Source organism: Pantoea septica (assembly GCF_002095575.1).
Lineage (GTDB): Bacteria > Pseudomonadota > Gammaproteobacteria > Enterobacterales > Enterobacteriaceae > Pantoea > Pantoea septica.
Genome location: NZ_MLJJ01000031.1, coordinates 1 through 13749 on the forward strand (window position 1 = coordinate 1; position 13749 = coordinate 13749).

Consider the following 13749-nt stretch of genomic DNA (forward strand, 5'->3'; position numbering starts at 1 on the left):
ATCCTGGCCAACGGTGACGCTGCCCAGCGGCGTGCCGCCGTCAGAGACGGTAACGATGCTGCCCGGCTCCGCGCTGCCGCTCAGCTGCGGCGTGCTGTTATTGGTGAGGCCGCCGCTGGCGATCGGATCGCCGCTGGCGTCTGCCAGCGTAACGTCCGCCGCCGCTGTCGGCGCGACGGTATCGATGGTAATCGCCAGGATGGCGGAATCGGTGGTGTTGCCGGCGGCATCGGTAACGGCGGCGCGAAAATCGTAGGTGCCGTCTGCCAGCGCGGCGGGCGTAAAGCTCCACTGGCCGTTGATGTCGGCAGTGACGCTGCCGATGACGGTATCGCCGTTATAGAGGGTTACCAGCGCGTTGGCGAAGGTTTGTCCGCTCAGGGTTGGCGTGGTGTCGCGCGTGCTGGCGCCGTCGGCCAGATCCACCGGCGCGCTGCCGCTGTCGTCGGTGATCACCAGCGTGCTGGCCGCCGGCGGTTCGCCTGCAGCCACGGTGAAATCGAACGGCGCGGTCGGCGCGCTGACGTTGCCTGCCGCATCGGTCAGGGTCAGCGTCAGGCTGTGCGCGCCGTTGCTCAGCGTCGGCGTGGTAAAGCTCCAGTTGCCGTCGGTGCCAACCGTCAGGCTGCCGATGGCGACGCCGTTGTCGTAAATCGTCAGCAGCGAATCGGGCTCCGCCTGTCCGCTCAGAACAGGGGTCGCGTCGTCGGTGGTGGCGCCTGACGTCAGCGGACCAGTGCTGTCGCCGACGTCGTCCGTGACCACCAGGCCGCTGACCGCTTCCGGAGCCTGCGTATCGACGGTAAAGCTCAGCGGCGCGGAAGCCGCGCTAACGTTGCCCGCCGCATCCGTCACCGTTGCCGTCAGGCTATGGCTGCCGTCCGTCAGCACCGGCGTAGTAAAGCTCCAGCTGCCGTCTCCGCCTGCGGTAACGGTGCCCAACAGCGTGTCGCCGTCTCGCACGGTGACTGTGCTGCCCGGTTCCGCGCTGCCGCTCAGCGTCAGGGTATTGTCGCTGATCGCGCTGCCAGCGGCCACCGCAGCGCCGTCGTCGTTAACCAGCTGCAGATCGGCTGGCGTGGCGGGCGCCAGCGTGTCGATAGTGATGCTCAGCACCGGTGAAGGGGTAATGCTGCCGTCGGCGTTAGTGGTATCGGCGCGGAAGGCGTAGGTACCGTCGGCCAGCGCGGCGGGGGTAAAATTCCACTGGCCGCTGGCGTCGGCGGTAACGCTGCCGATGACGGTTTCGCCGTTGTAGAGCGTCACCAGCGCGCCCGCCGTCGTCAGGCCGCTCAGGGTCGGCGTGCTGTCTGCGGTTGAGGCGCCATTGGTCAACGGCACCAGCGTACTGCCGCTGTCGTCGGTAATCTCCAGCGAGCTGGTCGCCGGCGGCAGATCCGCCGCGACGTTGACCACAATCGCCGCCGTCGGCGCGCTGACGTTGCCTGCCGCATCGGTCACGGTCGCCGTCAGGCTATGGCTGCCGTTGCTCAACGCGGGCGTGGTAAAGCTCCAGAGGCCATCGGCGCCGACCGTGACCGTGCCGAGTAGGGTATCGCCGTCATAGACGCTGACCGTAGTGCCCGCTTCTGCCTGTCCGCTCAACGCTGGCGTATTGTCGTCGGTCGAGCTGCCGGAAGCGAGTGGACCCTGGCTGTCGCCGACGTTATCGGTGAGCTGCAGGTTGCTGGCTGCGTCCGGCGCGAGGGTATCGACGGTGAAAGTCAGCGTCGTTGCCGGGCTAACGTTGCCTGCCGCGTCGGCGGCGGTAATGCTCAGCGTATGGCCGCCTTCGCCCAGCGTAGAGGGGGTGAAAGACCAGCGCCCATCGCTGCCGACGATAACCGTGCCCAGCACGGTGCCGTTATCGGAAATGGTGACGGTGCTGCCCGCTTCGGCCGTGCCCTGCAGCGTCGGCGTCGCGTCGCTGGTCGCGCCGTTTGCGGCTATGGGAGTGAGGATCGTGCCGTTATCGCTGTTGGCGCTCACGTCGGTTAGCGCCGGCGCAAGCGTATCGACGGTAAAGTTCAGCGGATCGGTGGCGCTACTGGTGTTGCCCGCAGCGTCGGTGACCGTCACCGTCAGGCTATGCTGGCCATCCGCCAGCGTCGGCGAGGTAAAGCTCCAGCTGCCGTCGGCGTTGACAATCGCCGTTCCCAGCAGCGTGCCGTTGTCATAAACGCTGACGGTAGCACCCGCTTCAGCCGTTCCGCTTAAAACTGGTGTATTGTCATCGGTAACACCGCCTGCGGCAATGGCGCCCTGAATGCTGCCGACGCTGTCGCTAATGACCAGATTGGCCGCCGTGCCGGGCGCGGTAGTATCGCCGCCTCCCGTGCCGCCGCCTGTGCCGCCGCCGCCTGTGCCGCCGCCGCCCGTGCCGCCATCCGTACCGCCGCCACCCGTGCCGCCGCCTGCATCGCCGCCGCCGCCGCCACCGCCTCCACCACCGCCGTTAGTAGCAAACAGCGCGCCGATACCCGCCAGCGCCGCGCCGCCGATACCAAAGGCGGCGATAGTGTTGTCGCTGGTCAGGTTATCCGCCAGCAGCCCTTCGGTGCTGTCGATAGAGACATACTGGAAACCCTGTTCACCGGGATTTTCTACCCACCAGAGCGCGCCCTTGTCATCCTGCAGCACCAGATCGCTTTCACCTGCCGGGCCATAAAAATTATGAATAACAACCGTTTCGCCAGATTTCGTAGTAACAACGAGGTCGTTGCCGTTGCGTGCGAAAGACTTGATGTCAGATCGATTGAGGTTGAGTTTAACCACACTTGGAGTGGACAAATTAACGTCGCTGCCACTCAGCTGAGAGGCGATAGTACCGCCTTTAGGCGTTACTGAGATATTATTCATGTTATGTATATCCCACTGAGGTTATTAATATTCATAAAAATGCCCGGCACCTTAAGATCCCGGTTTATCCGTGAATAACGCTGCGTGCTATTCACTCCCCTCTTTGTCGATCCCATACGCTTGACGAAATCGCTCTGAGCCGTTTTGAGTCTTTATCCTGGTGAGGGAATCACTTTTATTTTTTTAATAACCGCAATGGGCTAGCCTGTTCCCGTAATAATGGAAACAGGCGGCATATCATAAAAAATGAGGGTAGCTGTCGATGGCGGCCTGCTGTTTTCTTAACGTCCTGGATGATGAGGCTGCTGCTGTTTGCTCAATTAAATCCGTTAAATAGCGTACTTTATAGCGACGCCCCTGCAGGCCGATAATCGGTTTACGTGCGAGCATCTGGAGATGCTGTTCTGCCTCTACGCCCTGGACGATAACGCCATTGCAGAAATCGTTTACATGATTAAGCAGCGTATCGAAGGCATAACCATCGCCATATTTCCAGAAGAAGTCTTTGCTGGTTTTGACATATTCAAACAGGCCGCTGGTCAGCATCGATAAGGTGGATCCGCCCGCCGCAAAATCATCCAGCCATAATAACGCTGGGGTAATACCCGCCAGCTTTTGCAGCAGCAGGCGATCGGCAGCGCAATAACGTTGGGTAAAAAAGGCGGAAATTTCGAGACGCAATAGCGGCAGCCGATCCAGCCTTTGCTGCGTCGCAGCATCATCCAGAATAGCGCGAATAATATCGCCGTCGACATTAAGGCTGACAAGCTGCGTGAAGCCGCTTTTATAGAGCGTTTCGAGCTGTGTTAGCTGTCGCTGAAAGAGTTGCCATTTTTCCGCCTCAAGCAGGTAGGCAAACAGCCGGTGTCCGCTGTCGGCATCTGCCGGGCAGGCGATGTCGCGATCCGGCGCGATGCGCGTTAACAGCTCCCACACTATCACTTTCCCTGAGGGAGCATGAATCGGGTCAAGCAGAAAAACGTAGTGCTGACGAAGATGTAGTTGGCGACCCATTCTGCTGCTACCCAATCAACCCGATAAGCCAGCTGCCTGAAAACCGCAACGGAAATGTCAGGAAAACTCATATGAACGTTAAGAAAACCCAGAAGATCCTTAACACCTTAACCTGATGCTAACGTACAACTTACATTTTGAAAAATAGATTTAAGCCAAACCAGACGGAAAATTCAATAGCCAAAACCAATCAATAAAGGTGATTGAAAAGGATTTTTAGAAATTAAAAATCATAAAACATGTTATAAATTAATTTACTCTATGGACTTGACGAATCCAAAAAAATCCAACAAATTGATTTTATTAGTAAATAAATTAAAGTTGTCATATTAAACATCACATTAGCTGATAAATTTTACCTGAAACAAAAGCCGCATTAACTTCCAAAAAGCGCCAAATAAAAACGGCTATTGTAAATTGCGCTTTAGGCATAATGTTTAACTTTTATAATGTATAAGCCTGATAAGTAGAGGCTATACACGATGTAAATTTAACAATCGAGACCGCCTGAACGGAACCTAACGCTAACGCCTCGTTTTTTCTAAAAAATTCAGCGGAAAACAGGGCGCTTCTCTGGAGCGCGGGTTTTACGAAGCTTAATCAGGCGTGAAACAGTGATGATGCTCACAAAACAGATAAAAAGGGGGATTTCAGGCGGGAGAACGGAATACCGGGCCCCAGACAAGGCCCGGCATGAAGCACTACTTACTCATCTTCAAGATAGGTGTAGCCGTAAAGGCCGCTTTCAAACTCTTCCAGAAACTGCGCGCGCAACTCGTCGTCGAGATCGGTCTCTTTGACCTGATTGCGGAACAGCGTCATCAGCTCATCGGGATTCAGCTGCACGTACTCCAGCATATCCGCAACGGTATCGCCCTCGTCCGACAGCTCGACCTCGACTTCGCCGCCCGCGCGCGCGTAGACGTTGACCGCCTCGGTATCGCCGAACAGGTTATGCATATTGCCGAGGATCTCCTGATAGGCACCGACCATAAAGAAGCCGAGCATCGGCGGATTCTCTGGATCGTATTCCGGCATCGGCATGGTGGCGGCAATACCGTCGCCGTCGACGTAATGATCGATGGTGCCGTCGGAATCGCAGGTGATGTCCAGCAGCACCGCGCGACGCTCCGGCTTTTTATGCAGCCCTTCCAGCGGCAATACCGGGAACAGCTGATCGATGCCCCAGGCATCCGGCATCGACTGGAACAGCGAGAAGTTGACGTACATCTTGTCCGCCATACGCTCCTGTAGCTCGTCGATAATCGGACGGTGCGCGCGGTTGCTCGGGTCGAGATGCTGCTGGATATAGTGGCAGATGCTGAGATAAAGCTGTTCCGCCCAGGCGCGCTGCGTCAGATCGTAGGTGCCGGAGGCGTAGCCGGTGTGGATGTCGTGCAGATCCATCTGGCTGTCGTGCAGCCACTCACGCAGCGAACGGCGCACGTCAGGTTCGTGCATCTCCTGCCAGGTTTCCCACATGCTGAGGATCGGGCGCGGCGCATCTTCTTCCGGCGCCTGCGGCGTAATGAACTCGTTACGCTCCACGCCAATAATGTTGGAGACCAGCACGGTATGGTGCGCGGTCACGGCGCGGCCTGACTCGGTAATCACCGTCGGGTGATCCAGCCCGTGCTCTTCGCAGGCGTCGCCGATCGCCCAGATAACGTTGTTGGCGTACTCGTTCAGACCGTAGTTGACCGAGCAGTCGGACTGCGAACGAGTGCCTTCATAGTCGACGCCCAGACCGCCGCCGACGTCGAAGCATTTGATGTTGACGCCGAGCTTCGCCAGTTCAACATAGAAACGCGCCGACTCGCGCACGCCGGTAGCGATGTCGCGAATATTAGCCATCTGCGAACCGAGGTGGAAGTGCAGCAGCTGAAGGCTGTCGAGACGGCCCGCGTTGCGCATAATCTCCACCAGCTGCAGCACCTGCGACGCCGAGAGGCCGAACTTCGATTTTTCGCCCCCGCTCGACTGCCATTTGCCGGAGCCCTGCGACGCCAGACGCGCGCGGATGCCGAGACGCGGCACCACGTTCAGACGCTCGGCCTCTTCCAGCACCAGGCGCACTTCCGTCATCTTTTCGATGACCAGATAGACTTTGTGACCGAGCTTTTCGCCAATCAGCGCCAGACGAATATATTCGCGATCTTTGTAGCCGTTGCAGACGATCACCGTGCGGGTTTTGCCGGCGTGGGCCAGCACCGCCATCAGCTCCGCTTTGGAACCCGCTTCCAGCCCCAGCGGTTCACCAGAATTGACCAGCGATTCAATAACGCGCTTATGCTGGTTGACCTTAATCGGGTAAACCAGAAAGTAGTCGCCGCGATAGCCGTAAGATTCGCGCGCGCGCTTAAACGCCGCGTTAATCGAGCGCAGACGATGCTGCAGGATTTGCGGAAAGCAGAACAGCGCAGGCAGACGCTGGCCCTGGGCCTCGCGCTCTTTCACCAGATTCGCCAGATCGACGCGCAGCGTCGGCTCGTCCGGGTTCGGACAGACGCTGACGTGACCGCGTTCGTTAACGTCGTAGTAGTTATTGCCCCACCAGGCAACGTTATAGGTACGCAGCATTTTGCTGGCATCCTGGTCGTTCATTGCAACCTCCTGCATTGAGCGGAGCACACCCTGTTCGCCAGCTGACGAACCCTTAATAGTCTTCATGTCGCCAGACATCACGAACCTCGAATTTCTGTTGGAATGTGAAAAAAGCACAAAACTAAGTGTAAAACACCCTGGCCCGTTACGTGTAAATGGACCCCGAATGCATCACGACGTTCACTGACGCGCGATCGCCAGTAGCGTAAATAAGGAAAAACAGGTTAACCGGCGCGCGTGTCGGGAGAATGACCGCAACAGGCGATTCGTCGGAAAAGAGGAGAAAAGGCAGGAAAGGAGTACGCCAGCGCGCCCGTTGAGCGCAGAGAACCGCAAGAGAGGAAAGCGTGGTTCATTACTTCTGTCACCTCCACACATGTTTTCGCATGTGGAAACAATCTGGGCGAACGTCAGAGAAGCTCTGACAGTGGCTTACGCGCAGCGGCGTCATCCTTATGGCTGCAGGCAGCAGCGGCGTTTTATACCGCCTGACGGGCGAAATTGCAAAGCGTTTCGCTGGTTTGCCGCCGTTCAGCGTCACGATTTTTTGCCAGCAGACGCTTTTCCGAAAAATGCGGAAACAGAAAAAGGGCTGGCATTTCGTTCACCCCTTAACCTAAAATAGCCGTCCAGATGGTTTTCCATCTAAACTGGTTAACATCCAGGCGTTTTACGTCTGGCACGCTGACACTTCTAACACTGCTCGCGGCTTTGCCTGAAGGGGCGTCAAGTAAGTTCATCTCACTTACGCTATGCAGTCGAATTCAAACCATTTGTAAGGTAAAGAACAGAATGGCTAAACACCTTTTTACGTCCGAGTCCGTATCAGAAGGACATCCTGATAAAATCGCCGACCAGATTTCTGACGCCGTGCTGGACGCCATCCTCGAGCAGGATCCCAAAGCGCGCGTGGCCTGCGAAACCTACGTTAAAACCGGTATGGTGCTGGTCGGCGGTGAAATCACCACCAGCGCATGGGTCGATATCGAAGAGATTACCCGCAATACCGTACGTGAAATCGGTTATGTCCATTCCGATATGGGCTTTGACGCCAATTCCTGTGCCGTTCTGAGCGCCATTGGCAAGCAGTCACCCGACATTAACCAGGGCGTTGACCGCACCGATCCGCTGGAGCAAGGCGCGGGTGACCAGGGCCTGATGTTCGGCTACGCCACCAACGAAACCGACGTGCTGATGCCGGCGCCAGTGACCTATGCGCACCGTCTGGTGCAGCGCCAGTCTGAAGTACGTAAAAACGGCACGCTGCCGTGGCTGCGTCCGGATGCGAAAAGCCAGATCACTTTCCAGTACGACGGCGGCAAAATCGTCGGTATCGACGCGGTGGTGCTCTCTACTCAGCATTCTGAAGATATCGATCAGGCAACCCTGCGCGAAGCGGTGATGGAAGAGATCATCAAGCCGGTGCTGCCGAGCGAATGGATTAACGCCAGCACCAGGTACCACATTAACCCGACCGGCCGCTTCGTTATCGGCGGCCCAATGGGCGACTGCGGCCTGACCGGCCGTAAAATCATCGTCGATACCTACGGCGGCATGGCGCGTCACGGCGGCGGGGCGTTCTCCGGCAAGGATCCCTCTAAGGTTGACCGTTCTGCGGCCTACGCGGCGCGCTATGTGGCGAAAAACATCGTTGCCGCCGGCCTGGCTGACCGCTGCGAGATTCAGGTTTCCTACGCTATCGGCGTAGCGGAGCCGACCTCCATCATGGTGGAAACCTTCGGTACCGAGAAGATCTCAACCGAACAGCTGACGCTGCTGGTGCGCGAGTTCTTCGACCTGCGTCCTTACGGCCTGATTCAGATGCTGGACCTGCTGCAGCCAATCTATAAAGAGACCGCCGCTTACGGTCACTTCGGTCGCGAACACTTCCCGTGGGAAAAAACCGACAAGGCTGCTCAGCTGCGCGACGCTGCTGGCCTGTAAGGTTCGATCTAAAGGCTCTCCCCTGTCGCAGGGGAGAGCCTTGTTTTTTGGCCTCTTTTCTTTCCGCCTTGCCCCCCGCTCAGCACATTTTCTTTTCTCTACTACACTTTTCACACTCGTCAAGCCTCGACGTGTTAACGATTACAAATTGAAACGCTTTATTAATCTGTTATTTAGGATTTAACCTGCGTGGTTATTCGGCTGAAAATGCGTTATTTTCAGCGTCCTCTGATAGCCGATAATTGACACCATGTCGGAAACTTAACAAGTGCTATACCTTACTGGTTAGTAAACCTTTTCGGGCTGAATATGCTGAATTTCAGGGTTTCGGCGTGTGTAAGCGATTACATCAGCGTGATCGTCCTCACTTTTTACTCGAGAAAGGTTTTTTAACATTAGATAACAACAATGATGGATAAACTCGGAGGCAACATGCCTGGCAACACTCACAAAAGCAGAACCTCAAACAAGGCGATGACCTTGTTTGTCTGCTTTCTTGCAGCTCTCGCAGGGCTGTTATTTGGACTGGATATCGGTGTTATCGCAGGTGCGCTGCCGTTTATCGCCAAAGACTTTAACGTGACCGCGCACCAGCAGGAGTGGATCGTTAGCTCCATGATGTTCGGCGCGGCGGTTGGCGCAGTCGGCTCCGGCTGGATGTCTTCACGTCTTGGTCGTAAAAAGAGCCTGATGGCCGGCGCCATTCTGTTCGTTATCGGTTCGCTCTGGTCCGCCATGGCGCCGAACCCGGAAATGCTGATCGTCGCACGCGTAGTGCTGGGTCTCGCCGTCGGCGTTGCCTCTTACACCGCGCCGCTCTACCTGTCTGAAATCGCGCCGGAAAAAATTCGCGGCTCGATGATTTCGCTCTATCAGCTGATGATTACCATCGGTATTCTCGGCGCCTACCTCTCCGACACCGCCTTCAGCGCGTCCGGCGACTGGCGCTGGATGCTGGGCATCATCACTATTCCGGCGGTGCTGCTGCTGGTGGGCGTCTTCTTCCTGCCCAACAGCCCGCGCTGGCTGGCGGCCAGAGGCGACTTTCGCGACGCCCAGCGCGTGCTGGATCGTCTGCGCGACACCAGCGAGCAGGCGAAACGCGAGCTTGAAGAGATTCGCGAGAGCCTGAAGATCAAGCAGTCCGGCTGGCAGCTGTTCCAGAGCAACAGCAATTTCCGCCGCGCGGTGTTCCTCGGCGTGCTGCTGCAGGTGATGCAGCAGTTCACCGGTATGAACGTCATCATGTACTACGCGCCGAAGATTTTTGAAATCGCCGGCTTCACCAATACCACCGAGCAGATGTGGGGTACCGTTATCGTTGGCCTGGTCAACGTGCTGGCAACCTTTATCGCTATCGGCCTGGTGGACCGCTGGGGCCGTAAACCGACGCTGATCCTGGGCTTCCTGGTGATGGCGGCAGGTATGGGCGTGCTGGGCACCATGCTGCACATGGGCATCCATTCGCAGGGCGCGCAGTACTTCGCTATCGCCATGCTGCTGATGTTTATCGTCGGCTTCGCCATGAGCGCCGGTCCGCTGATTTGGGTGCTGTGTTCGGAAATCCAGCCGCTGAAAGGCCGCGACTTCGGTATTACCGTTTCGACCGCGACTAACTGGATCGCCAACATGATTGTCGGCGCGACCTTCCTCACGATGCTGAATACGCTGGGCAACGCGAACACCTTCTGGGTCTATGCGCTGCTGAACGTCTTCTTCATTGTGCTGACGCTAATGCTGATTCCAGAGACCAAAAACGTCTCGCTGGAGCACATCGAGCGCAACCTGATGTCCGGCAAAAAACTGCGCGACATCGGTTCAAACAACTAAGTTACTCAGGCGGGCCAAAAGGCCCGCCTGAAGCGGTTAGCAATGTGCGGACACGGGTGACAAGGCCCGATCGCAAAGACGCAAAAGCGCCATCCATGGCGGCTCGTCCCGCGCAGTCCCTTGCGCGGGACGCTTTGCTCTTTGGTCCTTGTCACCCGTGTTTTGAGTTTGTTAGCCGTCTGAAGGTGGGCCTTATGGCCCGCCTTTTTTATTTGATTGAGTTCTTCCCTCTCGCCGCCTATGCTTTTCGCCATGAAAACGCCCCGACTTCCCATCGCCCTCCAACAGGCCGTTATGCGCTCGCTGCGCCATTTTTTACAGCTTGCCAGCGACAGGCTGGAGCGCCCGTTTGCCGAACCTGCGCTGGTCTATCAGCAGCGCGGCACGGCGGCAGGCACCGCCTGGCTGGAAAAATGGGAAATTCGCCTCAATCCGGTGCTGCTGATGGAAAACCAGCAGGCATTCATCGATGAGGTGGTGCCGCACGAGCTGGCGCATCTGCTGGTATGGAAAGTCTTTGGCCGCGTGCCGCCGCACGGCAAAGAGTGGAAGTGGATGATGCAGGAAGTGCTTGGCGTGCCCGCACGTCGCACCCATCAGTTCGAAATCGCCTCGGTGCGCGCCGCCACCTTTCCTTACCGCTGCGGATGCCAGCAGCATCACCTCACGGTACGCCGCCATAACCGCGTGCTGCGCGGCGAAAGCGAATACCGCTGCGTGCGCTGCAAAAGCCTGTTAAAACCGGGCGACTATTCGCCAGCCTGAGCGGAATTCCCATTCCGCTCGCGACGTCATTCTGCTACCCTGCCGCACTTTTTTACCGACTGAGAATGATTCCGCAATATGTCTCGCAAAATTATCTGCGCCGTCGCGCTGCTGCTCTCCCCTCTCGCTGCCCAGGCGATCGCCCTGAACAACTACCATCAGAATAACTTTCAACAGGCGAAAACCTTCGCTGCGGCGATTAACGCCGACGCGCCCGGCTCCTTCTACTGCGGCTGTAAAATCAGCTGGCAGGGTAAAAAAGGCATACCCGATCTCAACAGCTGCGGCTATCAGGTGCGTAAAAACGCCAACCGCGCCGGACGCATCGAGTGGGAACATGTGATGCCCGCCTGGGAGTTCGGCCATCAGCGTCAGTGCTGGCAGAACGGCGGCCGCAAAAACTGCAGCAAAGACGCCGACTACCGCCGCATCGAAAGCGATCTGCATAACCTGCAGCCCGCCGTCGGCGAGGTCAACGGCGACCGCGGCAACTTCGCCTACAGCCAGTGGAACGGCGGCGAACAGCAGTATGGCCAGTGCGCCATGAAGGTGGACTTCAAGAACAAGCAGGCCGAGCCGCCCGCCCGCGCCCGCGGCGCCATCGCGCGCACCTACTTCTATATGCGCGACCAGTATCATCTGCGCCTGTCGCGCCAGCAGACTCAGCTTTTCACCGTCTGGGACAAGCTCTATCCGGTCTCCAGCTGGGAGTGCGAACGTGACCAGCGCATCGCGCGCGTGCAGGGTAATCACAATCCTTATGTGCAGCAGGCTTGCCAGCGTTAAAATCACTGCCCTACACTAACGTCTTCTCGATATTGCCGCGCCGGGTGCGCGGCGCTCAGCTTTCAGGGCCTGTATGCGCATACCTCGCATTTATCATTCCGAACCTTTAACCAGCGGCAGCGAGATCGCGCTGGACGAAGACGCCTCTAACCACGTTGGACGCGTTCTGCGCATGACCAGCGGCCAGCGTCTGGAACTCTTTGATGGCACTAATCTGACTTTTGCGGCAGAGATCACTCTTGTCGATAAAAAGCGTGTAAAAGTAAGAGTCCTTGAAGGCCAGCCCGACGATCGTGAGTCTCCCCTGTTTCTGCATCTCGGCCAGGTGATGTCGCGCGGCGAAAAGATGGAGTTCACTATCCAGAAATCGATTGAGCTGGGTGTGAGCGTGATAACCCCCCTCTTTTCCGAACGTTGCGGCGTAAAGCTGGATGCCGAACGGCTGGCGAAAAAACGCCAGCAGTGGCAAAAGATCGCTATCGCCGCCTGCGAACAGTGCGGCCGCAATCGCGTGCCGGAAATCCGCCCGGCGATGACGCTGGAGGCCTGGTGCGCCGAGGTCGACGACGGCCTGAAACTCAACCTGCATCCGCGCGCGCAGCAGAGCATCAACACGCTGCCGCAGCCGGTCGAGCGGGTTCGCCTGCTGATCGGCCCGGAAGGCGGACTAAGCGCCGAGGAGATCGCCATGACCGGCGAGCGCGGTTTTACCGATATTTTGCTCGGCCCGCGCGTTTTACGCACGGAAACCACCGCGCTGACCGCGATTACGGCACTCCAGGTGAGGTTTGGCGATCTCGGCTAGGGAATAATCAGGGTTTATATTAAGACGCGCGCAGCACTTACTGGCGTCCTGACTGGTCAGCCTGCGCTGACCGCACAGAACGAGGCGGAAAAGACCGCCTCTCTGAGGAGAGAATAATGATTAAACTTGGCATCGTTATGGACCCTATCGCGTCCATTAACATTAAAAAAGACACCAGCTTCGCCATGTTGCTGGAAGCACAGCGCCGCGGTTACGAAATTCACTATATGGAGATGGCCGATCTCTCGCTGCGCGGCGGCGTCTCTTACGCCCGCACCCGCCTGCTGAGCGTCGATCAGAACTATGATAAATGGTATGAGTTCGGCAGCGAGCAGGAGATCAAGCTGGCCGATCTCAACGTGGTCCTGATGCGTAAGGATCCGCCGTTCGACACCGAGTTTATCTACGCCACCTATATTCTGGAGCGCGCCGAAGAGCAAGGCACGCTGATCGTCAACAAGCCGCAGAGCCTGCGCGACTGTAACGAGAAGCTCTACACCGCCTGGTTCTCGGAGTTCACGCCGGATACGCTGGTGACGCGCAGCAAGGAGAAACTGCGCGCTTTCTGGCAGGAGCACGGCGACATTATTATGAAGCCGCTGGACGGCATGGGTGGCGCATCGATCTTCCGCGTCAAGCAGGACGATCCGAACTTCGGCGTGATTACCGAGACGCTGACTAACCACGGGCAGTTCTTCTGTATGGCGCAGAACTATCTGCCGGCCATTAAAGAAGGCGATAAACGCGTGCTGGTGGTGGACGGCGAGCCGGTGCCTTACTGCCTGGCGCGCATCCCGCAGGGTGGCGAAACGCGCGGCAACCTGGCGGCAGGCGGCCGTGGCGAAGCGCGTCCGCTGAGCGAAAGCGACTGGGAAATTGCCCGCCGCGTCGGCCCGACGCTGAAAGCAAAAGGATTGATTTTTGTCGGTCTGGATATCATTGGTGATAAACTCACTGAAGTGAACGTCACCAGCCCGACCTGCGTGCGTGAAATCGAAGCCGCATTCCCGATCTCCATCACCGGTATGTTGATGGACGCTATCGAGAAGCGTCTGGGCTGAGCATGACCCTGGAGCCAGGCTCCGTGATCAACCCAAACCGGCGCATACCCGCGCCGGCTATTTTTGGTACATCGAGTGAGA

The 13749-nt window shown here is 57.6% G+C and carries 10 protein-coding genes; 7 read left to right on the forward strand and 3 right to left on the reverse strand.

Annotated features, from left to right (window positions below):
• From HA46_RS15620 to speA, 3 genes are all read right to left on the reverse strand, one after another.
• Positions 1-2859 (reverse strand): Ig-like domain-containing protein (locus HA46_RS15620; protein WP_143807646.1); only part of this gene is annotated, 2859 nt, incomplete at its 3' end.
• 237 nt (positions 2860-3096) lie between these two features.
• A complete protein-coding gene (locus HA46_RS15625; protein ID WP_084885281.1) occupies positions 3097-3873 on the reverse strand; it encodes an EAL domain-containing protein in 777 nt (258 codons plus the stop codon).
• A 705-nt stretch (positions 3874-4578) separates the two neighbouring features.
• Positions 4579-6555: a biosynthetic arginine decarboxylase gene (speA, locus tag HA46_RS15630; protein ID WP_084885283.1), complete on the reverse strand. Its 1977-nt coding sequence runs from the start codon at positions 6553-6555 to the stop codon at positions 4579-4581.
• A 377-nt stretch (positions 6556-6932) separates the two neighbouring features.
• Between speA and HA46_RS21065 the strand changes: the two genes are divergently transcribed.
• The 7 genes from HA46_RS21065 to gshB all read left to right on the forward strand — a co-directional run bounded on the left by HA46_RS21065 (position 6933) and on the right by gshB (position 13668).
• Positions 6933-7097 (forward strand): hypothetical protein, encoded by a 165-nt coding sequence (locus HA46_RS21065; protein WP_156943257.1) that lies wholly within the window; start codon positions 6933-6935, stop codon positions 7095-7097.
• A 172-nt stretch (positions 7098-7269) separates the two neighbouring features.
• Entirely contained in the window at positions 7270-8421 is a 1152-nt protein-coding gene (gene metK / locus HA46_RS15635) for a methionine adenosyltransferase (protein WP_084885285.1), read from the forward strand.
• 432 nt (positions 8422-8853) lie between these two features.
• The gene (locus HA46_RS15640) at positions 8854-10251 is read left to right on the forward strand and encodes a sugar porter family MFS transporter (RefSeq protein ID WP_033752553.1); all 1398 of its coding nucleotides are present in this window, start codon (positions 8854-8856) and stop codon (positions 10249-10251) included.
• Positions 10252-10503: 252 nt separating this feature from the next.
• Positions 10504-11016 (forward strand): SprT family zinc-dependent metalloprotease, encoded by a 513-nt coding sequence (locus HA46_RS15645; RefSeq protein ID WP_143807647.1) that lies wholly within the window; start codon positions 10504-10506, stop codon positions 11014-11016.
• 78 nt (positions 11017-11094) lie between these two features.
• On the forward strand, positions 11095-11802 hold the full coding sequence (gene endA, locus HA46_RS15650) for a deoxyribonuclease I (RefSeq protein WP_033792133.1): 708 nt from the start codon (positions 11095-11097) through the stop codon (positions 11800-11802).
• A gap of 73 nt (positions 11803-11875) precedes the next feature.
• The gene (gene rsmE, locus HA46_RS15655) at positions 11876-12607 is read left to right on the forward strand and encodes a 16S rRNA (uracil(1498)-N(3))-methyltransferase (protein WP_033792134.1); all 732 of its coding nucleotides are present in this window, start codon (positions 11876-11878) and stop codon (positions 12605-12607) included.
• 116 nt (positions 12608-12723) lie between these two features.
• The gene (gene gshB, locus HA46_RS15660) at positions 12724-13668 is read left to right on the forward strand and encodes a glutathione synthase (protein ID WP_033752255.1); all 945 of its coding nucleotides are present in this window, start codon (positions 12724-12726) and stop codon (positions 13666-13668) included.
• The last annotated feature ends 81 nt before the right edge of the window (positions 13669-13749 follow it).